The organism is Pseudomonas sp. SDO5215_S409 (assembly GCF_054071325.1).
In genome coordinates, this window is the sequence record NZ_JBSVWN010000014.1 from 59130 (window position 1) to 80170 (window position 21041).

Annotated in this window: 20 protein-coding genes; 8 read left to right on the top strand and 12 right to left on the bottom strand. The window is 61.6% G+C overall.

What is annotated here, in order from left to right; genetic code table 11:
• The first annotated feature begins 96 nt into the window (after window positions 1-96).
• Window positions 97-378: a hypothetical protein gene (locus ACW9H9_RS10335; RefSeq protein ID WP_457343030.1), complete on the top strand. Its 282-nt coding sequence runs from the start codon at window positions 97-99 to the stop codon at window positions 376-378.
• Window positions 379-416: 38 nt separating this feature from the next.
• Here ACW9H9_RS10335 and ACW9H9_RS10340 read toward each other — a convergent pair whose 3' ends face one another.
• On the bottom strand, window positions 417-704 hold the full coding sequence (locus ACW9H9_RS10340) for a SelT/SelW/SelH family protein (protein ID WP_457343029.1): 288 nt from the start codon (window positions 702-704) through the stop codon (window positions 417-419).
• 84 nt (window positions 705-788) lie between these two features.
• Between ACW9H9_RS10340 and ACW9H9_RS10345 the strand changes: the two genes are divergently transcribed.
• Window positions 789-2978 carry a patatin-like phospholipase family protein gene (locus ACW9H9_RS10345; RefSeq protein ID WP_457343028.1) on the top strand — a complete coding sequence of 730 codons (2190 nt, stop codon included), beginning with the start codon at window positions 789-791 and terminating at the stop codon, window positions 2976-2978.
• 58 nt (window positions 2979-3036) lie between these two features.
• Here the strand turns inward: ACW9H9_RS10345 and ACW9H9_RS10350 are convergent, their stop codons facing one another.
• Window positions 3037-3471: a MarR family transcriptional regulator gene (locus ACW9H9_RS10350; RefSeq protein ID WP_457343027.1), complete on the bottom strand. Its 435-nt coding sequence runs from the start codon at window positions 3469-3471 to the stop codon at window positions 3037-3039.
• Window positions 3472-3592: 121 nt separating this feature from the next.
• Window positions 3593-5719: a DNA helicase RecQ gene (gene recQ / locus ACW9H9_RS10355; protein ID WP_457343026.1), complete on the bottom strand. Its 2127-nt coding sequence runs from the start codon at window positions 5717-5719 to the stop codon at window positions 3593-3595.
• A gap of 276 nt (window positions 5720-5995) precedes the next feature.
• On the opposite strand from recQ, the gene ACW9H9_RS10360 reads away from it, so the two are divergent.
• From ACW9H9_RS10360 to ACW9H9_RS10370, 3 genes are all read left to right on the top strand, one after another.
• Entirely contained in the window at window positions 5996-6583 is a 588-nt protein-coding gene (locus ACW9H9_RS10360) for a UPF0149 family protein (RefSeq protein ID WP_457343025.1), read from the top strand.
• Between the two features lie 20 nt (window positions 6584-6603).
• Entirely contained in the window at window positions 6604-6987 is a 384-nt protein-coding gene (locus ACW9H9_RS10365; protein WP_457343024.1) for a YbaN family protein, read from the top strand.
• Between the two features lie 116 nt (window positions 6988-7103).
• Window positions 7104-10574, top strand: a complete 3471-nt coding sequence (locus ACW9H9_RS10370; protein ID WP_457343023.1) for a hybrid sensor histidine kinase/response regulator — start codon at window positions 7104-7106, stop codon at window positions 10572-10574.
• A 7-nt stretch (window positions 10575-10581) separates the two neighbouring features.
• Here the strand turns inward: ACW9H9_RS10370 and rmuC are convergent, their stop codons facing one another.
• Together rmuC and ACW9H9_RS10380 are read right to left on the bottom strand one after the other, a co-directional pair.
• Window positions 10582-11946 (bottom strand): DNA recombination protein RmuC, encoded by a 1365-nt coding sequence (gene rmuC / locus ACW9H9_RS10375; RefSeq protein WP_457343089.1) that lies wholly within the window; start codon window positions 11944-11946, stop codon window positions 10582-10584.
• Window positions 11947-12121: 175 nt separating this feature from the next.
• Window positions 12122-12445: a sel1 repeat family protein gene (locus ACW9H9_RS10380; protein WP_457343022.1), complete on the bottom strand. Its 324-nt coding sequence runs from the start codon at window positions 12443-12445 to the stop codon at window positions 12122-12124.
• Window positions 12446-13281: 836 nt separating this feature from the next.
• Here ACW9H9_RS10380 and ACW9H9_RS10385 point away from each other — a divergent pair.
• The 3 genes from ACW9H9_RS10385 (at window position 13282) to ACW9H9_RS10395 (ending at window position 15691) form a co-directional block, all read left to right on the top strand.
• Window positions 13282-13506 carry a hypothetical protein gene (locus ACW9H9_RS10385; RefSeq protein ID WP_457343021.1) on the top strand — a complete coding sequence of 75 codons (225 nt, stop codon included), beginning with the start codon at window positions 13282-13284 and terminating at the stop codon, window positions 13504-13506.
• 250 nt (window positions 13507-13756) lie between these two features.
• Window positions 13757-14239, top strand: a complete 483-nt coding sequence (locus ACW9H9_RS10390) for a hypothetical protein (RefSeq protein WP_457343020.1) — start codon at window positions 13757-13759, stop codon at window positions 14237-14239.
• A gap of 147 nt (window positions 14240-14386) precedes the next feature.
• Window positions 14387-15691: an OmpP1/FadL family transporter gene (locus ACW9H9_RS10395; protein ID WP_457343019.1), complete on the top strand. Its 1305-nt coding sequence runs from the start codon at window positions 14387-14389 to the stop codon at window positions 15689-15691.
• A gap of 64 nt (window positions 15692-15755) precedes the next feature.
• On the opposite strand, the gene ACW9H9_RS10400 is transcribed toward ACW9H9_RS10395, so the two are convergent.
• From ACW9H9_RS10400 to cobU, 7 genes are all read right to left on the bottom strand, one after another.
• A complete protein-coding gene (locus ACW9H9_RS10400; protein ID WP_457343018.1) occupies window positions 15756-16304 on the bottom strand; it encodes a glutathione peroxidase in 549 nt (182 codons plus the stop codon).
• Window positions 16305-16454: 150 nt separating this feature from the next.
• Complete coding sequence (locus ACW9H9_RS10405; RefSeq protein ID WP_457343088.1) at window positions 16455-17654, bottom strand: MFS transporter; 1200 nt, start codon at window positions 17652-17654, stop codon at window positions 16455-16457.
• Window positions 17655-17717: 63 nt separating this feature from the next.
• A complete protein-coding gene (locus ACW9H9_RS10410) occupies window positions 17718-18122 on the bottom strand; it encodes a MarR family winged helix-turn-helix transcriptional regulator (RefSeq protein ID WP_457343017.1) in 405 nt (134 codons plus the stop codon).
• 42 nt (window positions 18123-18164) lie between these two features.
• Window positions 18165-18893, bottom strand: a complete 729-nt coding sequence (locus tag ACW9H9_RS10415; RefSeq protein ID WP_457343087.1) for an adenosylcobinamide-GDP ribazoletransferase — start codon at window positions 18891-18893, stop codon at window positions 18165-18167.
• Between the two features lie 2 nt (window positions 18894-18895).
• Window positions 18896-19471 carry an alpha-ribazole phosphatase family protein gene (gene cobC / locus ACW9H9_RS10420; RefSeq protein ID WP_457343016.1) on the bottom strand — a complete coding sequence of 192 codons (576 nt, stop codon included), beginning with the start codon at window positions 19469-19471 and terminating at the stop codon, window positions 18896-18898.
• Window positions 19468-20523 (bottom strand): nicotinate-nucleotide--dimethylbenzimidazole phosphoribosyltransferase, encoded by a 1056-nt coding sequence (cobT, locus tag ACW9H9_RS10425; RefSeq protein ID WP_457343015.1) that lies wholly within the window; start codon window positions 20521-20523, stop codon window positions 19468-19470. Before cobT ends, cobC begins: the two co-directional genes overlap by 4 nt.
• Window positions 20520-21041 (bottom strand): bifunctional adenosylcobinamide kinase/adenosylcobinamide-phosphate guanylyltransferase, encoded by a 522-nt coding sequence (gene cobU / locus ACW9H9_RS10430; protein ID WP_457343014.1) that lies wholly within the window; start codon window positions 21039-21041, stop codon window positions 20520-20522. The genes cobT and cobU overlap by 4 nt, the downstream gene beginning before the upstream one ends.

Genomic DNA, 21041 nt, shown 5'->3' on the forward strand with positions numbered 1-21041 from the left:
GTTCAACGGATCCAGACTCCTCGACGACAGCCATGGCTTTTTTGAAGTTGCTGCATGCGAGTGGTCACTCCAACAACGCGATGCAGGAGCTTCACCATGGAAATGCTCATCAGCTTGATCATTCAAGTCATCAGCGGCGCGGTCGGCGGCCAATTGGCCGGTGCCGCCAAACACGGCATGGGCGCCGGTCTCAACACGGTGGTCGGCGGGGTCGGCGGGTTGATAGTGGGCCAGATCGTCTCGGTACTCACCGGCGCCTCCACGGGCAATGCGCTGGATGTCACGGCGGTGGGCAGCGACATCGTCGGCGGTGGCGTGGGTGGCCTGGTCCTGACCTTGGTCGCTGGCTGGGTCAAAAACAAGATGGCGGCCAAGTAACCGTCACCCCAAACGGCCACTGCCCCGGCAGTGGCCTTTTATTGCACGCGGTCGTTGTGGCCCAGGTCGCGTTGCGGGTCGATCTGGTCGCGCACCCGCTGCTTGAGCACCTTGGCCTCCGGAAATCCGCCGTCGGCCTTGCGCTCCCAGATTTGCACGCCATCACAGGTGATGCGGAATGCGCCCCCTGTCGCAGGCTCCAAGGAAACTTTGCCGAGATCGTCGCTGAACGTGCTCAATAACTCTTGTGCCAACCAGGCCGCGCGCAGCAACCATTGGCATTGCGTGCAATAGGTAATGACGATTTCGGGCTTGGTCGCGGACATAAATTGACAGACTCCTGGCATCACGGGTCGGTACAAACGGGTGGCTATAATACCGGCCTTTAACGCCAAGCCCCGAGATTATTGATGCGCCGCCTGCTGTCCTGCCTGTTGTTGTGCCTGCTCCCCCTGCTTGCCCAGGCCGTCGAACCGCCACGCCCGAAAATCGGCCTGGTGCTGTCCGGTGGCGCCGCCCGCGGCCTGGCTCACATTGGCGTGCTCAAGGCCCTGGAAGAACAGGGCATTCATATCGACGCCATCGCCGGCACCAGCATGGGTGCGGTCATCGGCGGGCTGTACGCCTCGGGGTACAAGATCGACGAGCTGGAAAAGCTGGCGCTGAACATCGACTGGAAACTGGCCCTGTCCGACGCCCCGCCGCGTGAAGACGTACCGTTCCGGCGCAAGCAGGATGACCGGGATTTCCTGGTCAAACAAAAACTCAGCTTTCGCGACGACGGCAGCCTCGGCCTGCCCCTGGGCGTGATCCAGGGCCAGAACCTCGCCCTGCTGCTGGAAAGCATGTTCGCCCACCGCAGCGACACGCGGGACTTCGACAAACTGCCCATCCCCTTTCGCGCCGTGGCCACCGACATCACCAGCGGCGAAAAAGTGGTGTTTCGCAAAGGCCATCTGCCCCAGGTGATCCGCGCCAGCATGTCGATCCCGGCGGTATTTGCCCCGGTGGAGCTGGACGGGCGGCTGCTGGTAGACGGCGGCATGACCGACAATATCCCGCTGGACGTGGCGCGCGAGATGGGCGTGGACATCGCCATCGTGGTGGATATCGGCACGCCGCTGCGCTCGCGCAAGCAACTCAATACCGTGGTGGATGTGCTCAATCAGTCCATCACCCTGATGACCCGGCGCAACTCTGAAGAGCAACTCAAGGCCCTGCATGCCAGCGACGTGCTGATCCAGCCACCGCTGGCCGCCTACGGGGTGACGGATTTTGGTCGCGCCACCGACATGATCGATGCCGGTTACCGCGCCACCCGCGCCCTGGACACCCGCCTGGCGCGCCTGCGCCCTGCCCGACCGCTGGATGGCGAACTGGCCGCCGCCCGTGCGCCGGGCGAGCGCAACCCGCTGGTCACTGCAATCAAGGTCGAAAACGACTCCAAGGTCAGTGACGACGTCATCCGTTATTACATCCGCCAGCCCCTCGGCCAGCCACTGGACCTGGGCCGCCTGCAAACCGACATGGGCACCCTGTACGGCCTGGACTATTTCGAGCAGGTGCAATATCGAGTGGTTAAAAAAGGCGCGGACAACACCCTGGTGATCACCGCTCGTGGCAAGCGCAGCGGCACCGACTACCTGCGCCTGGGGCTCAACCTGTCGGACGACATGCGCGGCGACAGTGCCTTCAACCTCGGCGCCAGTTACCGGGTCAACGGTATCAACCGCCTGGGGGCCGAGTGGCTGACGCGTGTGCAGATCGGCGACCGGCAGGAGCTGTACAGTGAGTTCTACCAGCCGCTGGACACCGGCTCACGCTACTTTGTCGCGCCCTATATCAGTGGCCAGGCGCAAAACGTCGAGCTGATTGAGGACAACAATCCCCTCTCCGAATACCGCCTGGAACGCTACGGTTTTGGCCTGAACCTGGGGCGCCAGATCGGCAACAGCGGCGAAATTCGTTTCGGCGTGGGCGAAGCCTGGGGCAAAGCCGACGTACGCATTGGCGACCGGGACCTGCCCAGCGTGAACTTCAGCGAAGGTTTCTATGAACTCAAGTATTCCTTCGACTCCTTCGACAACGTGTACTTCCCGCACGCCGGAGAGGACATCGGCCTGGCCTATCGCGAATTCGAGCCTGGACTTGGTTCGGACCAGCGTTACCGCCAGTGGGAGTTCAAGCTGGACAAGGCCATGAGCAACGGGCCAGACACGTTGATCCTGGGCGGGCGTTACGGGCGCACGCTGGACAATTCGGACGTGGTGATTTCAAGTTTCCTGCTGGGGGGCGCGCGGCAGTTGTCGGGCTTTCGCCAGGATGCGATTTCTGGCCAGAACATCAGCCTGATGCGCGCGGTGTATTACCGCAGGCTCACCCCGCGCTCGTACTTGCCGCTGGACTTTCCGCTGTACCTGGGAGCGTCGCTGGAGCGGGGCCGGGCGTGGAACAACGACAATGAATACGACAGCGGGTATATCAACGCCGCGAGTATTTTCCTGGGGTTCGATACGCCGCTGGGGCCATTGAATTTCAGCTACGGCTTTAACGATGACAATCAGAAAGCGCTTTACCTGAACCTGGGCCAAACCTTCTGACCTTGCCCGATCAAAGCCTGTGCAAGCCCTCAGGCTTTGATCAGCGGCGCCCTGGCGGTCAGGACTTTTCCAGGTTTTCCAGAATGTGCGCGTGCACCCGCATGCACACCCGCAAATCCTCTTCCCCGACCCCCACAAACAGCTCATGGCGCAAAGCGGTGGCGATGGTTTCGATCTGGTCGATCAACGGGCGGGCCGTGTCACACAGCACAATGCGCTTGGCGCGACGGTCTTCCAGCACGGCCTGGCGTTGCACCAGGCCCTGGCCTTCCAGGCTGTCGAGCAGGCGGGCAAGCGTAGGACCTTCCACGGCAACGCTTTGCGCCAATTCACGCTGGGTCGGCGGTTCTTCAAAACGGGCTAAATGCAGCAGCACCAGCCAGCGGGCTTGCGACAGGCCCAGGCCTGCCAGGCGACGATCCAGTTCGGCGCGCCACCCACGGGACATTTGCGCCAACTGCATGCCAAATTTGTGTTGATCGGTTAACGGCATAAAAAACTCATGGATTAGACTGAAAATAAAATGTGGCTAATTATTAGTCAGCTAAGCATGACCCATGCCAGTAGGCAAGAGCGGGCACGTACTGTTTCGTCAACTTGTCGCAACTGCCGCCTCAAATCTCGAATTCCGACTGCAAAGCGGCCCTTACACAGTACAAAACACCCTCGGGGACACGGCCGGTAAACAACGGCGAAACCTCGGAAACCGCTGGCAATTCGCCTTCTCCGTCGAGGAACGCATCCTGGATTTCACCCAGCAAGTCTTCGGGCAGATCCAGCGCTTGCTCCAGCGACAATTGCTGCTTGCCGATGGATTCGGCCAGCAAGGTGTAGACGTTCTTTTCTGAGCACTGCAATTGCCCGGCGATCTGGATCGGGGTCATCCCGGCACGCGCCAGGCTGATCAGTTCGTGGCGGATATCGGCCACTTCCTTCGGCGCCTCGGCCTCGCCGCCGAGCACTTCAAGAAACGCCTGGCCATAACGCTCCAGCTTGCGTGCCCCCACGCCACTGACCCGGGCCATTTCGGCCATTGTGGTGGGCTGCTCGCGCAGCATTTCCAGCAAGGTGGAATCCGGGAAGATGACGTAGGGCGGCACGCTGTGCTCCTGAGCCAGTTTGCGGCGCAGGGTCCGCAGGGCTTCCCACTGTTCCCGCTCTTCGCCACGCACCAGTTGGCTGGCCTGGCTGGTGCTGGATTTGGCGGTGGTCTGCGGCTTGAGGTCGCGGCGCAGCTCCAGGGTCACTTCCCCCTTGAGCAGCGGCCGGCAACTGTCACTCAACCGCAGGCCGCCGTAGCCTTCCAGGTCGATGTCTACCAACCCGCGCGCAACCATCTGGCGGAACAACGAGCGCCACTCACCTTCGGCGCGGGCCTTGCCCACCCCGTAGACCGACAAATGCTGGTGACCAAAACTGCGCACCTTTTCGTTGTCCTTGCCCAGCAACACATCCACCAGGTGCCCCACGCCGTAGCGCTGGCCCGTCCGAAAGATGGTCGATAAGGCCTGGCGCGCAGGCTCGGTGGCGTCCCAGGTCTGCACACCGTCCGTGCAATTGTCGCAATGCCCGCAGGGTTCCGGCATGTCTTCGTCAAAATAGGCCAGCAACGTCTGACGGCGGCAGCGGGTTTCTTCGCACAAGGACAGCATGGCGTCGAGCTTGTGCTGTTCCAGGCGCTTGTGGCGCTCGTCGCCCTCGGAGTTTTGCAACATTTGCTTGAGCATCACCACGTCTTGAAGGCCGTAGACCATCCACGCGTCCGCGGGCAGGCCATCACGACCGGCGCGGCCGGTTTCCTGGTAGTACGCCTCCAGGGACTTGGGCAGGTCCAGGTGGGCCACGAAGCGCACGTTGGATTTATCGATGCCCATGCCAAACGCGATGGTGGCCACCATGATCAGGCCTTCCTCGTTGAGGAAGCGTTTCTGGTGATGGGCCCGCACATCACTGGGCAGGCCCGCGTGATAAGGCAGCGCCGGGTAACCTTGCTCGCAAAGAAAGGCCGCGACTTCGTCGACCTTTTTACGCGACAGGCAATAGACAATGCCCGCATCGCTACGACGCTCGGCCAGAAACGCGAGCAACTGCTTGCGCGGCTGATCCTTGGGCACGATGCGGTAAAAGATATTCGGGCGGTCGAAGCTGGAGAGGAACCGCTCGGCATTTTGCAGGTGCAGGCGCTCGACGATTTCTTCGCGGGTGCGTTTGTCGGCGGTGGCGGTCAGGGCAATGCGCGGAACGTTGGGAAACAGCTCCGCCAGTTGCCCCAGTTGCAGGTATTCGCGGCGAAAATCGTGGCCCCATTGAGACACGCAGTGCGCCTCGTCAATGGCGAACAGGGCGATGTCCAGGCCCTGCAAAAACGACAACATGCGCGGCTGCACCAGGCGCTCGGGGGCCAGGTAGAGCATCTTCACTTCGCCGCGACGGATGCGGGCGGCAAGGTCACGCTGCTGCTCGGCGCTAAGGGTGGAATTGAGCGACGCCGCCGCCACACCGAGTTCTTCCAGGGTCGCGACCTGGTCGTCCATCAATGCGATCAACGGTGAAACCACCACCGCCAATCCCTCACGCAGCAGCGCAGGCACCTGGAAGCACAGGGATTTGCCGCCGCCGGTGGGCATCAGCACCAGGGCATCGCCACCACTGGCCACGCGCTCAATGATCGCACCCTGGCGGCCACGAAAACTGTCGTAGCCGAAGATGTCCTTGAGGACGCGTTGAGCCTGCTCGAGCATGAAAAACTCCAAATATCGCTGAAATCCCTCCGTACAGGCTGGTCGAAAAAGCACACCGTCACGGGAATTAATCCGTAAGCGGACTTTTCCCGGTACTGGCGCCCAGCCTTGGGGGCATCACAAAACGCGGCAGTATACCCGAGCGTCACCCGCCAAAGGGCGCCGTTGACGAATAGCCGCGCCGATCTAAAACCGCGCAAATATGCCGGGCAGCTGGCTTGGGCGCGCAAGAAGGCCTAGAATTCAGCATCGTTTATTCCCCCAAGGTAGCCCGTAATGTCCTTCGCTGAGCAACTAACCCGCCTGCAAGCCTTCCTCGATGCCGACGAGCTGCATGACGAGGCGCTGGACTACGTGGCCGCCCATGGCTATCTGACCGCGCTGTCGATCTGCTCCGAAGTGGTGCCCGAGCGTGAATGGATCGACGCCCTGTTCTCCGAGCCGCCGCACTACACCAGCGACGCCCAGCGCGAAGAAATCGAATCCACCCTTATCGCCCTCAAGGCCCACATCGGTCGCCAACTGGCGTCGGATGAAGAGTTCGAACTGCCTTGCGACCTGGACCTGGGCGATGACCCGGACGACTCCGAACTGCGCGGCTGGTGCATTGGTTTCATGGAAGGCGTGTTCCTGCGTGAAGAGGCCTGGTTTGAAACGGCCGAAGAGGAAGTCAGCGAAATGCTGCTGCCGATCATGGTCGGTTCCGGCCTGTTCGACGACCAGCCGGAATTTTCCGACATCGCCGCCGACGCCAATCTGATGGACGACATGATCGTACAGATCCCGGAAGCACTGACCGCCCTGTACCTGCTGTGCAACGCCCCTGACGAAAAACCGGCGATCCTCAAGCCTCGTCACCACTGAGTCCGTCGCGCCTGCCGCCCATGGTCCAGCGCTCGCCGCTCGTGCGTTACGCGCTGCTGGCCATCGGCTGGCTGAGCGTGGCACTGGGGGTTATCGGCATTTTCCTGCCGGTGCTGCCGACCACCCCTTTTCTGTTGCTCGCCGCCGCCTGCTTCGCCCGCAGCTCTGCACGTTTCTACCACTGGCTGGTGGACCACCCGCAGTTGGGCCCCTGGATTCGCGACTACCTGGACGGCAGCGGCATCCCGCTCAAAGCCAAGGTGTACGCCATTGGCCTGATGTGGCTGAGCATCGGGGTTTCCTGCTACCTGGTGCCATCACCGTGGGCACGCGGGTTCATGTTGACCAGTGCCGTGTTGGTCACCGCTTACATCCTGCGCCAGAAAACCCTGCCCCCGCGCTGACCCGCGACATCCGGCCCCACGCGACCTTGGTCGACACTGACTAAGCCCCGGCATCATGCGAGACTGTTCAACCCCGGGCCCGGAATGCCCGGGGTGTTCTTATGTCCGGAGTTCCCATGACGCTGTCCAGCAGGCTGATCGCCACCGTTGCCTTGGTCTATATGGCCATTATGTTTGCCATCGCCTTCTACGGTGACCGTCGCCGCGCGCCCTTGCCGCCGCGCATGCGGGCGTGGGTGTACAGCCTGTCGCTGGCCGTCTACTGCACCAGTTGGACGTTCTTTGGCGCCGTAGGCCAAGCGGCCGAACAGTTGTGGGCTTTTTTACCAATCTACCTGGGCCCCGTGATCCTGTTGCTGCTGGCGCCTTGGGTGCTGCAAAAGATGGTGTTGATCAGCAAGCAGGAAAACATCACCTCCATCGCCGACTTCATCGCCGCCCGCTACGGCAAATCCCAGTCCCTGGCCGTGGTGGTGGCCTTGATTTGCCTGGTGGGCGTACTGCCGTATATCGCGCTGCAACTTAAAGGCATCGTGCTGGGGGTGAACCTGTTGATCGGCGCCAGTGCCGACACCACCGGCACCCGGGCACAGGACACGGCGCTGATCGTGTCGCTGGTATTGGCCTTGTTCACCATTGTTTTCGGCACGCGCAACCTCGATGCCACGGAGCACCACCGGGGCATGGTGCTGGCGATTGCATTTGAATCGCTGGTCAAGCTGTTCGCGTTTCTGGCCGTGGGTGCGTTTGTGACCTACGGCCTGTACGACGGTTTCGGCGACCTGTTCAGCCAAGCCGCACTCGCCCCACGGCTGGACGAGTACTGGAAGGAAACCATCAACTGGCCCTCCATGGTGGTGCAGACCGGCGTGGCGATGATGGCGATCATCTGCCTGCCTCGCCAGTTTCACGTCACCGTGGTGGAAAACATCGAGCCCCAGGATTTGCGCCTGGCCAAGTGGGTATTCCCGGCCTACCTGATCCTTGCGGCGCTGTTTGTGGTGCCGATTGCCCTGGGCGGGAAGATGCTGCTGCCGGGCCATGTCCTGCCCGACTCTTACGTGATCAGCCTGCCATTGGCCGAGGCGCACCCGGCACTCGCGGTGCTGGCCTTTATCGGCGGCGCCTCGGCAGCCACCGGCATGGTGATTGTGGAGAGCATCGCGTTGTCGACCATGGTGTCCAACGACATGCTGCTGCCGTGGCTGTTGCGCCGCTCCAGCGCCGAGCGGCCGTTTGAAGTGTTTCGTCACTGGATGTTGTCCGTGCGCCGGGTCAGCATCGTCATCATTCTGTTGCTGGCCTACGTGAGTTACCGCTTGCTGGGCTCCTCCACCAGCCTTGCCACCATCGGGCAGATTGCCTTTGCCGCCGTCACGCAACTGGCGCCCGCGATGCTCGGGGCGCTGTACTGGAAACAGGCCAACCGTCGTGGCGTATTTGCGGGCTTGGCGGCGGGCACTTTCCTGTGGTTTTACACCTTGGTCCTACCCGTTGCGGCGAAAAGCCTGGGTTGGTCCCTAAGCCTTTTCCCCGGGCTTGCGTGGCTGCACACCCACCCGCTTGGGCTGCCGATCACCCCGCTGACTCTGGGCACCGTGCTGTCGCTGGCCGGTAACTTCACGCTGTTTGTGTGGGTGTCGATGCTGTCACGCACGCGGGTGTCGGAGCATTGGCAGGCTGGGCGCTTTATCGGCCAGGAAACCAGCCAGCGGGCCAGTGCACGTTCGATGCTGTCGGTACAGATCAATGACTTGCTCAGCCTGGCCGCACGCTTCGTGGGCGAGGAGCGCGCCCAGCAGAGTTTCATCCGCTTCGCCTATCGCCAGGGCAAAGGCTTCAACCCCAACCAGAACGCCGACAACGAGTGGATCGCCCACACCGAACGCCTGCTGGCCGGTGTACTGGGCGCATCCTCCACCCGTGCAGTGGTGAAAGCGGCGATTGAAGGGCGCGAAATGCAGTTGGAGGATGTAGTACGCATCGCCGACGAAGCGTCGGAAGTGCTGCAGTTCAACCGGGCCTTGTTGCAAGGCGCCATCGAAAACATCACCCAGGGCATCAGCGTGGTGGACCAGTCCCTGCGACTGGTGGCCTGGAACCGGCGCTACCTGGAGCTGTTCAACTACCCGGAAGGCTTGATCAGCGTAGGCCGCCCGATTGCCGACATTATTCGCTACAACGCCGAACGCGGGCTGTGCGGCCCCGGCGAAGCCCAAGTGCACGTGGCGCGCCGCCTGCACTGGATGCGTCAAGGCCGTGCGCACACCTCCGAACGCCTGTTCCCCAATGGCCGGGTGATCGAATTGATCGGCAACCCGATGCCCGGCGGTGGCTTTGTGATGAGTTTCACCGACATCACCGCGTTCCGTGAGGCCGAACAGGCCCTGACCGAGGCCAATGAAGGCCTGGAACAGCGGGTGACCGAACGGACTCATGAGTTGTCGCAACTCAACGTCGCACTGACCGAGGCCAAAGGCGTCGCCGAATCGGCCAACCAATCGAAAACCCGCTTTCTTGCGGCGGTCAGTCACGACCTGATGCAACCGTTGAACGCTGCGCGCCTGTTCTCGGCTGCCCTCTCCCACCAGAACGACGGCCTGTCGAGCGAGGCCCGGCAACTGGTGCAGCACCTGGACAGTTCGCTGCGTTCGGCCGAAGACCTGATCAGCGACTTGCTGGACATTTCGCGCCTGGAAAACGGCAAGATCAACCCTCAACGCCAGCCGTTTGCACTCAACGAACTGTTTGATGCACTGGGCGCCGAGTTCAAGGCACTGGCGCAGGAACAGGGCCTGCGCTTCCGGTTGCGCGGCAGCGCTTTGCGGATCGACAGCGACATCAAGCTGCTCCGACGGATCTTGCAGAATTTTCTGACCAACGCCTTCCGATATGCCGACGGGCCGGTACTGCTCGGTGTCAGGCGCCGGGGCAGTGAAGTGTGCCTGGAAGTGTGGGACCGCGGCCCGGGCATCCCGGCCGACAAACAGGCCGTGATCTTTGAAGAATTCAAGCGCCTGGACAGCCACCAGACCCGCGCCGAAAAGGGCCTGGGCCTGGGCCTGGCGATTGCCGACGGCTTGTGCCGAGTGCTGGGGCATCGCCTGAGCGTGCGCTCCTGGCCCGGCAAAGGCAGCGTGTTCAGCGTGCGCGTACCGCTGGCCCGAGCGGCGCTGAGCCCGTCCGCCAAAGCCACACCGGACAACGACCAGCCGCTTCGAGGTACGCAGGTGCTGTGCGTGGACAACGAAGACAGCATCCTGATTGGCATGCGCAGCTTGCTCACCCGCTGGGGCTGTGATGTGTGGACCGCCCGGGACCGTGCGCAATGCGCCGCCTTGCTTGCCGACGGCGTGCGGCCACAACTGGCGCTGGTGGATTACCACCTGGATCACGGAGAAACCGGAACCGAACTGATGGGGTGGCTACGTGCGCAGTTAGCACAGCCGATCCCCGGGGTGGTGATCAGTGCCGACGGGCGCCCGGAAACCGTGGCCGAGGTGCACGCAGCGGGGCTCGACTACCTGGCCAAGCCCGTGAAACCGGCCGCGTTGCGGGCACTGCTCAGCCGCCACGTGCCGCTCTAGCCGAGAATTATTCCGGCAACTGCGCGACGCCGTCCTCGTCGGTCATCGCCCGCTCGAGCAAATCGGCGGGCAAGCTTTTGCTGGCCCGGGCACCGAGCAACTTCAATTGCTCGGTGCGACTGACGAGGTTCCCGCGCCCGTCTGTCAGTTTGTTGCGCGCCGCGCTGTAGGCTTTATCCAACTGCTGCAAACGGTTACCCACTTCATCCAAATCCTGGATAAACAGCACGAACTTGTCATACAGCCACCCTGCCCGCTCGGCGATTTCCCGGGCGTTCTGGCTTTGCCGCTCCTGCTTCCACAGGCTGTCGATCACCCGCAAGGTGGCCAGTAGGGTGGTCGGGCTGACGATCACGATGTGGCGGTCGAACGCCTCTTGAAACAGGTTGGGCTCGGCCTGCAACGCCGCCGAAAAGGCCGCCTCGATCGGCACGAACAGCAACACGAAATCCAGGCTGTGCAAGCCCTCCAGGCGCTTGTAATCCTTGCCCGCCAAGCCTTTGACGTGATTGCGCAGCGACAGCACATGCTGTTTGAGCGCGGCCTGCGCGATGTCGCTGTCGTCGGCGCCGACGTACTGTTGATACGCGGTCAGGCTGACTTTGGAGTCCACCACCACCTGCTTGTCGCCCGGCAGCATGATCAGCACATCCGGCTGGAAGCGCTCGCCGTCCGGTCCTTTGAGGCTGACTTGTGTCTGGTACTCGCGGCCTTTCTCGAGGCCTGCGTGCTCCAACACCCGCTCCAGAATCAACTCACCCCAGTTGCCTTGGGTTTTTTGGCCTTTGAGGGCACGGGTCAGGTTGGTGGCTTCGTCGGACAGACGCAGGTTCAGTTGCTGCAGGCGCTCCAGCTCCTTGGCCAGGGAGAACCGTTCACGCGCCTCGTTCTGATAGCTTTCTTCGACGCGCTTTTCAAACGACTGGATGCGTTCCTTGAGCGGGTCGAGCAGTTGCCCCAGGCGTTGCTGGCTGGTTTCGGCGAAACGCTGCTCACGCTCATCAAAGATTTTTCCCGCAAGCTCCGCGAACTGTGCCCGCAGCTCGTCGCGCGAACCTTGCAGGTCGGCAAGGCGTTTCTGGTGGCTGTCTTGCTGCTCGCGCAGCTCGGCACTCAAGGAAGCCGACAAGGCATCCAGGCGACGTAATTCGGCTTCTTTGGCAGAACGGTCGAAGTTCCAGGCATGGGCAGCATCGCGAGCGTTGTCGCGGTCGACCTGCAATAACTCGACCTCCCGGCGCACGGCTGCCAGGTCCGCCTGTTTGGCGGCGTTGGCCTGGCTCAGGTCGCTGATTTCGTCGCGGCTGGCGTCCAGTTGCGCGGTGAGCCCTTCCTGGGCCAGTTGCGCCATGGCCAGGCGCTCTTCGAGCAGCGCCCAATCGGCCTTGCCTGCGTTGAGTCGCTGTTGAATCTGCCAGCACAGTGCCAAGAGCGGCAATGCAGCGCCAGCGAGCCCCAGCACCACGCTGGTCCAGTCAAAAGCCATAGCCATTCCTGCCATCACCCGAAAAGAGGAAGGTTAACCAAGCGCGTGCGTTGAGGACAGCTCAGTCTTCGACGTGGCCCAGTTCACGCAGGGCCAGGCGGTCGCCAGCGCGGGCGGCCTGGCGCAGCAGGTCATGGCCGATACGCCGGTCGCGGGCGTTGCCGCACTCACGGCACATCAACTGCCCCAGGCGGCTTTGCGCAGCCACCACGCCCTCACGCGCCGACTGCTTGAGAAGGCGCCCGGCGAGGTGTTTGACGTTGGGGCTGTGGCTCAGGCGCGGGCTGTCGAGCAACCACAAGGCCACCTTCAGGGAGAAACGCTTGGGGGCGGTAACAGGTTGGGTGCCAGCGGTAACAGAAGGTGATACTGAGCGAAACTTCATAAAGCACTGTGGGACAAAACGAAAGGCGCGCCACTCTACTCTTTTTTTCGTACAGGTAAAGCTGAAAAAAGTCCGCATGCCCGTTCTAGAGCAAGCGCTCGGGACAATCCACAGAAGCTGTGGATAACTCAGTGGACAACCGTTATGTAACTCGCGCAAACGCCCATGGAATGGGGGCCACAGTCAAACTGGCGGTTTTTTCACCAATAAAAAAAAGCCCGATTTTTCATTGACTTAAATTTTCATTACAGGCATCGAGGCGTTGTATAAGACCCGCCTCGGCAAGGTTACATGCAGCGCAACCAATGTGCACAACCACCTCACAGGCCGTTATATCCACCTGTTTTTTTACTTGAACGGCGCGTCAAGAACGTTACCGCGGCGGCGAAAATCTTTTTTCCATTGCCGCTTGCCTTGCCAGGGTTGATCCGTTACTATCCGCGGCGTTAGTACCAAGCTGAAAGTCAATTCTGGTCGAACACTTCCCTCTGGCAACGCCAAACAAGGGAACGACCACTTCGATGGTTTCCAGGTATCCCTTACGACGACACCGCCTTCAAACAAGGCATGCGTGTAACGAAGTCTCGATACTCTGACCGAACCAACCTGCAAATTGATCAGGATCTTCACCCCGGGCCTAGAACCTCTGCCCCTGTCGTGTTGCCTGTCCTCCTAAGTACCTACCTGCCAGCCCAAGCGCGCCTAACTTATCAGCGCTTCAAACTGGCTGCTTTGTTCCAGTCGGGTTCTTCGTTTGATCAAAGGTGATCAACGTTACTGGAACGTTTTAACGTTGCACGGTTCTTAAACCGTGTCATTTGTAGGAACACCCTAATATGTCTAATCAAATCCACGCTCAGGATGCCATTCGCACCCTCACCCACGCTTTTGCACCGATGAACTGCCTGATCATGGCCGCTCGCAAAGGCTGCTTCAGCTTTACCCTGGTCAACGAACACGGCATCGCCCGTCACAGCGAACGCCTTTACCCCGATCAGTACTCCAGCGCCGCGCCGCTGCAGGCCGTGATCGAGCGTACTCGCCAAGCCTTGATCGCCTGACCCGACCCTAGGCTGAAACACAAAAACCCTGCCCAAAAAGCAGGGTTTTTTATTGCCTGCTTTAAGTTCAAATCGATATAAACGATATAACTAAATGGCAAAGATGTTTTAAAAACAGTCCTTTACATCATAAATATGACACTACACTTCAACTCAAGCGGCCTGTTCCGCTTGAGACGAACCTGAGATCCGATCCACCGCTGCCAAGCCCTCTCAGGTTCGTCGACCACTTTCATGGATCGAGGCCTTTATGGGTATTGCTGCCAGCGAACTGTGTCGTTATGTGATCCGGCCCACCCTGAACTACCTGGGCTGCCATGACCAGAACGCCGAATCCTTGTTACTGGGCATTGCCGCCAGCCAGTCAGAACTCGGTTCCGCCTTGCACGATCGCCGCGGCCATGGCCTGTACAGCATCACTGAACCTCGCCATCGCGCCCTATGGGACAACTACCTGGCGCTGGACCCCGAGCGTGCCAGCCTGGTGCGGGGCCTGGCCAGCCAGCATGCCTTCTTGAGCGCCCCTCAACTGGAATTGACCGTCAACCTGCGTTACGCCACCGCCATTGCCTGGCTTCTGGTGGAACAACACCGCCCGGCACTGCCCGCGCCAGGCGATGTCGTGGCGATGGCACGTATCTGGAAAGAAATATTTCATCCTCAAGGCCGCCTTCGGGATTTCACGCAAGCGTGGCACACCTGTGTTTCACCCTTGAATCACATCGCCTGCTGATCGGGCACGCTGCAAGATTCGGCTAAAAACAGCAAATCTGGTCGGATTGTCCTACAAAACCGCTCTATCTCCCGTATTACAGCCTATAGCGCTAACTTAAATTTATTGTTACTTTCCGCAGCGGTGATCACCAAGGAGTTTCTAATAATGAAAAAAGCAATGCTCAAGACCACATTTAGCCTCGCCGTTGCCATGGCCTCTTCCCACGTGTTCGCAAGCGGTTTTGCGCTTAACGAACAAGATGTTGCCGGAATGGGGACAGGTTTCGCAGGTCGCTCTTCTTCTGCCGAAAACGCCAGCACTGTTTATGGCAACCCTGCCGGTATGGCCCGCCTCGAAGGCCAACAAATTACCGGTGGTGTCGCCGCCATCGATGCCAGTACCGATATCAAGGACGCCAGCGGCCGCTCTCGCGGTAGCAACAAAGGCGACATGGTGCCGTTCACTGCCGTACCGTTTGGTTTCTACACCAACAAACTCAATGACCAGTGGGCGGTAGGCTTTGGCGTCTACGCGCCTTTCGGCCTGAAGACTGACTACGAACGCGGCTATCAGGGCCGGGCTTTTGGCAACAAGAGCGAAGTGTCTGTCATCACCTTCCAACCTACCGTCAGCTACGCCTTCAATGACCGCGTTTCGATCGGTTTTGGCCCGACCATCAACCGCATCGCCGGTACGCTGGAGTCCGAGCCAAGCCTGGCCCTGGTGCCGCGCCCAGGCCTTGCCGGTACGGGTGACAACAAGATCAAGGTCAAAGGTGACGACACCGCCATCGGTTTCAACGCCGGTATCCTGGTGCAAGCCACCGACACGACCCGCGTCGGCCTGACTTACCACTCCAAAGTGAAATATAAGCTCGAAGGCCACACCACGGTCACCCCGGGCACTGGCGTTCCACCGGCTTACCTGAAGTCGGGCCGCTACGACGCCTCGCTGAAAGTGGACACCCCTGAGTCTTGGGATCTGTCGGTCACTCAAGACCTGAGCGACGCCTGGAAGGTCTACGGCGGTGCAACCTGGACCCGCTGGAGCCGCCTCAAAGACATCACCATCAACAACGAAGGCGTGACCGCTGCCGGCGGTGGTGGCCTGGCGCCGCAAATCGTCACCCGGATCTCCGAGCCGCAAAACTGGCACGACACCTGGGCTTACGCACTGGGTACTTCGTACCGTGTGACCAAGCAGGTGGTGCTGCGTACCGGCCTGACCTTCGACCAATCGCCTGCCAACAACACAGACCGTTCGCCACGTATCCCTACCGGCGACCGGACGATCTTCAGTGTGGGCCTGGGCTACGACGTGATGCCCAACATGACCGTCGACCTGGCTTACTCCTACCTCAAGGAAGAGCCGGTCAAGGTCCACAAAGAGAACGCACTGGGCTCGACCTACAGCTCCAAGTACGAAAACAGCGCCAACGGCTTCGGCCTGGGTGTGACGTACAAGTTCTGATTCACCGCGACATAAAAAAGCCCCGCCCTCTTGCATAAGAGGCGGGGCTTTTTAGTGGCCGGTGTCAGGGTTTGGAAGCCAGCGCCTGCTCCACAGCCTGGATCAGCTCCGGGCTGTCCGGCTTGGTCAGGCTGGAGAAGTTGGCAATCACCTTGCCCTGGCGGTCGACCACGTATTTGTAGAAATTCCATTTCGGCGCGCTGCTCTGCTGCGCCAGCACCTTGAACAGGTGCACCGCATCCGGCCCCTTGACCGCCTGCGGCTCGGTCATGGTGAAGGTCACGCCGTAATTGACGTAACACACCTTGGCCGTTTCCTCGCCCGTCTTGGCCTCTTGCTTGAAGTCATCGGAGGGCACGCCAATCACCTCGAGCCCTTGCCCTTTGTAACGCTGGTACAACGCTTCAAGCCCCTTGAACTGGGGAGCAAACCCGCAAAAGCTGGCGGTATTGACCACCACCAGCGGTTTGCCCGCAAACCGTTGGCACAGGTCGATGGATTCTTTGGCGCGCAACTTGGGAAGCGTGCCTTCAAGCAGCGGCGGACATTCGGCGGCCATGGCCACAGTGCCAACGGCCATCAGGACAGGTACAGCGAGCCAGCGCATCAGCATGTCTAGGGTCCTTGGAAAGGTTCGGGCACAGAACTTAACAGATCGCCATGCCCAGCTGCATCAACGCCAGGCCGCCTCTCTGCCAGCCCCACCACACCAACAGCAGCAAAAGTGCGCCTGCCAGTGCGGCCACGCTACCTAAGGTTCGGCTCATGCTGCCTCCATCTGGGCCTGCAAACGCGCCACGGGCCGCTCGCGCACCGGCCAGTTCAGGGCGGCAGCCATCAGGCTCAACGCAATGGCCACCTGCCAGATCACATCGTAGTTGCCCGTGCGGTCATACACCACCCCGCCCAGCCAGCCGCCGAGGAACGAACCCAACTGATGGAACAGAAATACGATCCCACCGAGCATGGAAAGGTTTCGCACGCCAAACAGCGTCGCAACCGTTCCGTTGGTGAGCGGCACCGTGGACAACCACAAGAAGCCCATCGCCATCCCGAACAGGTAAGCCGTGGCTTGCGTGACCGGCACCCACAAGAAGGCCACGATGACCACCGCGCGCAGCAGGTACAGGCCGGTCAACAACTTCGGCTTGGACATGCGCCCCCCCAGCCAGCCGGCCGTGTACGTGCCGAAAATATTGAACAGACCGATCAGCGCCAGCACCGTGGTGCCCACCGAAGCCGGCAGGTGCTGGTCCACCAGGTACGACGGCAAGTGCACGCCGATAAACACCACCTGGAAACCGCAGACAAAAAAGCCAAACGCCAGCAGCCAGAACCCGGAATGGGAGCAGGCTTCGCGCAGCGCTTCGGACAAGGTCTGCTGGCCAGCGGTTACGGGCAGAGGACGGTCCTTGAGCATCGCCACCAGCGGCACGATCAAGGCCACCAACAACCCCAGCACCAGCAACGCTGCCGACCAGCCCAGCCAACTGATCAAACCCAGCGTACCCGGCAACATCGCGAACTGGCCAAACGAGCCTGCCGCACTGGCCACACCCATGGCCATACTGCGCTTGTGCGGCGGCGCAGCCCGGCCCACCACGCCGAGGATCACTGAAAACGAGGTGCCCGACAAACCCACGCCAATCAACAAACCGGCGCTCAACGACAATGACAAGGCCGAGTCGGAAAACCCCATGAGCGCAAGGCCCAGCGCGTACAAGGCACCGCCGATCACCACCACCTTGGCCGCGTCGTAACGGTCGGCCAGGGCGCCGGTAAACGGCTGCGCCAGGCCCCAGATCAGGTTTTGCAGGGCGATTGCAAAGGCAAACGTTTCACGACCCCAGCCGAATTCGGCGCTCATCGGTGCCAGGAACAGGCCAAAACCATGCCGCACGCCCAACGACAGCGCCAGGATCAACGCACTCCCTACAAGAATCCAGCCACTGGTGCGCCACATTGAAGTCATGTTGTTATTCTCCCTCGCGGGTATATACCCGCTTGTATTCAAGCGAACCCGCGCTCAGGCGAGTTCGTCCAGCAAGGCCAACAGGGTTTCACGCTTTTGCGCGCCCAGCTTGTCGATCAATTTTTGCTGCGCGGCTTCCCACGCCGGCAAGGCGGCGGCCAGACGCTGCTGGCCAGCCTCGGTGAGCAGCACTAGGCGGTTGCGCAAATCGTCCCCTTCCACCAACTGCACCAGGCCTTCGCACTCGAGCACCCGCAGGTTGCGACCCAAGGTGCTGCGATCCAGGCCCATGGCTTCTGCCAGGGTGGAAATGCTGGGCTGATCCAGACGCTGCAAATTGCACAGCAAAGAATACTGGGCGACGTTGATCCCGAAGCCGTCGAGAGCGCCGTCGTAATGCCTGCTGACGCCACGCGCGGCGCGACGCAGGTTGGTGCATAAACACTGGGAAGCTAGCATGGAGCGTGTATATACCCGCGATTAAGTGAATGCAAGAAGTTGTTACAAAGCCAGGCCGATCACGACGCTCATTTCCAGCAGCTCCAGCAACGCCCCGGCCGTGTCACCCGTGGTGCCGCCCAGCCGGTTGACCATCAACTGGCGCAGGCCGATAAAGCAGAGCGCCGCCAGCAGCACGGCGATCCCGCCGCTGAAGCCACCAATAAGCACACAGGCCAGGCCACTCAGAATAAGCACCTGTTGGCCGACGACTTTTGGTAAATGATCCGACAACGCCTGCCCCAACCCACCGGCCCGCACATAACGGGTGGTGAGAAACAACGCCAGCATCGCGCTACGCCCGATCAGCGGCGCAAGGATCAACGCCACACCGTTGCGCTGTTCGATCAACGCCACCAGCGCGGTGAATTTCAGCAGCAGCACCAAGCCCAGCGTGACCACCGCGATCGGCCCGCTGCGCGGGTCTTTCATGATGGTCAAGGTGCGTTCACGGTCGCCGAAGCCGCCGAGCCATGCGTCAGCGCTGTCTGCCAGGCCGTCCAGGTGCAGGCCGCCGCTGAGTAACACCCAAGCGGCCAGCAACAGGGCGGCATGCAGCAACAAGGGTGTACCCATCAACAGGCTGTTTAATGCCCACAGCAGCACACCGAACAACAACCCCACCAGCGGATAAAACAGCAGCGAGCGCCCCACGTGTTGCGGCGATGGCATGCCCGGCAAGCGGATCGGCAAACTGCTCAAAAATTGCAGGGCAATCCAGAATGGCAGCATCGTCACGCCCCTTCCTTCAAGACGCCGTCGGCCTCGACCCGCACGCTGAACAAGCCGCCGTGCCCGACCTCGACGTTGAGCAACTGCTCACGGGGCAGCCCCCGAGCACGGGCCAGCAACAGGCGCATGACCCCGCCGTGGCTGATCAATAGCACTCGCTGCCCGACATAAGACTGATGCAAACGTGCTACAGCGCCCAGCACCCGGTCGGAAAACGCGCTGACCGGCTCGCCCTCGGGCGGCGTAAAGCTGTAGGGGTCGGCCCAAAACCGCCCCAAGGCGTCGGCGTCGGTGTCCATCAGGGCGGCCGCGCTCTGCCCTTCCCACGCGCCGAAATGCAGTTCTTGCAGGTCTTTTTCCAGGCTGACCGGCACCTGCAACCGTGCGCCCAGCTCATCGGCAAACCGCGCACAACGTTGCAGCGGCGAGCTGACCAGGCGGTCCCAGGGACCTTGGCCCACCACCGCAGCGCGCATCTGCGCCCAGCCCTTGGCTGTGAGTGCGTCGTCCAGGCTGCCGCGTAAGCCGCCGCCCAGTTCGGTTTCGCCATGGCGCAGCAGGTGCAGGTGCAAGGTCATGCAGGGCGATCCGCCACTGCGGCCTCGGCGAAGGTCGCCATTTGCCCGTGCAGCGCACACGCCAGGCGCAATAACGGCACCGCCAGCGCTGCGCCGCTGCCTTCGCCCAGGCGCAGGCCCAGTTCCAGCACGGGGGCCGCGTCCAGACATTGCAGCACATGGCGATGACCCAGCTCGGCCCCGCGATGGCCAAACAGCAGCCACTCGCGGCACGTCGGGTTCAAGCGCGTGGCGACCAGCGCTGCGACGGTGCAGATAAAACCGTCCACCAGCACCGCTACACCGGCTTGAGCGCAGGCCAGGTAAGCCCCGACCAACGCGGCAATTTCAAAGCCCCCCAGATTGAACAAGGTGTTCAGTGCATCGCCGCGGCTGGCAGCATGCAAGGCCAGTGCGCGCTCGATCACCGCCACTTTATGGCTGACACCCTGGGCATCCAGGCCAGTGCCCGGGCCGGTCAGGTCGCTGACCTGGCAGCCCAGCAACGCACAGGCCAGGGCGCTGGCGGCCGTGGTGTTGCCAATGCCCATTTCGCCGCCGATAAACAACTGCACCCCTGCGGCGAGGGCTCTTTGCACGCTGTCACGTCCGGCTTGCAGGGCCAATTGTCCCTGGGCGTCGGTCATCGCCGGGCCGTTGACGAAGTTGGCGGTGCCCGGGCCGATGTTCAAGTGACGAACACCCGGCAGGTCGAGGGCGGGGGTGACCGTGCCCAGGTCGACGACTTCAAGCTGGGCGTTCAACTGACGCGCCAGCACACTGATGGCTGCCCCGCCCGTGACAAAGTTATGCAGCATTTGCCCGGTGACTTCCTGCGGGAACGCCGAAACGCCCTCGGCGACCACGCCATGGTCGCCCGCAAAAATGGCGACCCACACCTGATCGACGGCGGGTTTGAGTTGCCCTTGCAGGCCGGCCAGTTGCACGGCCAACGCTTCCAGTTGGCCGAGAGAACCCGCCGGTTTGGTCAATTGTTGCTGGCGGGCCAGGGCCTGTTCCCGGGTTGGGGTGTCAACGGCCTTGCTCGGGTTGAGCCACCAGGTGTCGGTCATAACGCAGTACCTTTCAAAGTCAGGGGCAGGCCGGCGACGGTCAGGACAACACGCTGGCACCGCTCGGCGAGAGCTTGATGGAGCCAACCGGCTTCATCGACGTAGCGGCGAGTCAATTCGCCCAGCGGGACGACACCGAGGCCGGTTTCGTTGCTGACAAAAATGATGTCCCCCGCAAGCGTCCCGACGCTGTCGAGCAGCGCCTCGCGCTCGCGGGCCAGACGGCCTGGGTCTTCCAGCATCAACAGGTTGGTCAGCCACAGGGTCAGGCAGTCCACCAGCAGGCAACGGCCAGGCGCGGCGGTTTCGCGCAGCACGCGGGCCAGTTCCAGCGGTTCTTCGATCAGGCCCCATTCGGCCGGGCGGCGTTGACGATGCTGGGCCACCCGCGCATTCATCTCGCCATCCAGCGGTTGGCTGGTGGCGATGTAAACCACCGCCCGCGCACTCTCGCTGGCAAGCTTTTCGGCCAGGCGACTTTTACCGGAACGGGCACCGCCCAGGATCAGTTGCAGCAT

Excerpts from the sequence above, each read along its gene's own strand:
- ACW9H9_RS10360 (WP_457343025.1), top strand. The coding sequence starts at position 5,996 with ATGTCCTTCGCTGAGCAACTAACCCGCCTGCAAGCCTTCCTCGATGCC.
- ACW9H9_RS10390 (WP_457343020.1), top strand. The coding sequence starts at position 13,757 with ATGGGTATTGCTGCCAGCGAACTGTGTCGTTATGTGATCCGGCCCACC.
- ACW9H9_RS10405 (WP_457343088.1), bottom strand. The coding sequence starts at position 17,654 with ATGTGGCGCACCAGTGGCTGGATTCTTGTAGGGAGTGCGTTGATCCTG.
- ACW9H9_RS10410 (WP_457343017.1), bottom strand. The coding sequence starts at position 18,122 with ATGCTAGCTTCCCAGTGTTTATGCACCAACCTGCGTCGCGCCGCGCGT.
- ACW9H9_RS10415 (WP_457343087.1), bottom strand. The coding sequence starts at position 18,893 with ATGCTGCCATTCTGGATTGCCCTGCAATTTTTGAGCAGTTTGCCGATC.
- ACW9H9_RS10365 (WP_457343024.1), top strand. The coding sequence starts at position 6,604 with ATGGTCCAGCGCTCGCCGCTCGTGCGTTACGCGCTGCTGGCCATCGGC.
- ACW9H9_RS10335 (WP_457343030.1), top strand. The coding sequence starts at position 97 with ATGGAAATGCTCATCAGCTTGATCATTCAAGTCATCAGCGGCGCGGTC.
- cobU (WP_457343014.1), bottom strand. The coding sequence starts at position 21,041 with ATGCTGCAACTGATCCTGGGCGGTGCCCGTTCCGGTAAAAGTCGCCTG.
- cobC (WP_457343016.1), bottom strand. The coding sequence starts at position 19,471 with ATGACCTTGCACCTGCACCTGCTGCGCCATGGCGAAACCGAACTGGGC.
- ACW9H9_RS10370 (WP_457343023.1), top strand. The coding sequence starts at position 7,104 with ATGACGCTGTCCAGCAGGCTGATCGCCACCGTTGCCTTGGTCTATATG.
- ACW9H9_RS10400 (WP_457343018.1), bottom strand. The coding sequence starts at position 16,304 with ATGCTGATGCGCTGGCTCGCTGTACCTGTCCTGATGGCCGTTGGCACT.
- ACW9H9_RS10380 (WP_457343022.1), bottom strand. The coding sequence starts at position 12,445 with ATGAAGTTTCGCTCAGTATCACCTTCTGTTACCGCTGGCACCCAACCT.
- recQ (WP_457343026.1), bottom strand. The coding sequence starts at position 5,719 with ATGCTCGAGCAGGCTCAACGCGTCCTCAAGGACATCTTCGGCTACGAC.
- ACW9H9_RS10340 (WP_457343029.1), bottom strand. The coding sequence starts at position 704 with ATGTCCGCGACCAAGCCCGAAATCGTCATTACCTATTGCACGCAATGC.
- ACW9H9_RS10395 (WP_457343019.1), top strand. The coding sequence starts at position 14,387 with ATGAAAAAAGCAATGCTCAAGACCACATTTAGCCTCGCCGTTGCCATG.
- cobT (WP_457343015.1), bottom strand. The coding sequence starts at position 20,523 with ATGACCGACACCTGGTGGCTCAACCCGAGCAAGGCCGTTGACACCCCA.
- ACW9H9_RS10385 (WP_457343021.1), top strand. The coding sequence starts at position 13,282 with ATGTCTAATCAAATCCACGCTCAGGATGCCATTCGCACCCTCACCCAC.
- ACW9H9_RS10350 (WP_457343027.1), bottom strand. The coding sequence starts at position 3,471 with ATGCCGTTAACCGATCAACACAAATTTGGCATGCAGTTGGCGCAAATG.
- ACW9H9_RS10345 (WP_457343028.1), top strand. The coding sequence starts at position 789 with ATGCGCCGCCTGCTGTCCTGCCTGTTGTTGTGCCTGCTCCCCCTGCTT.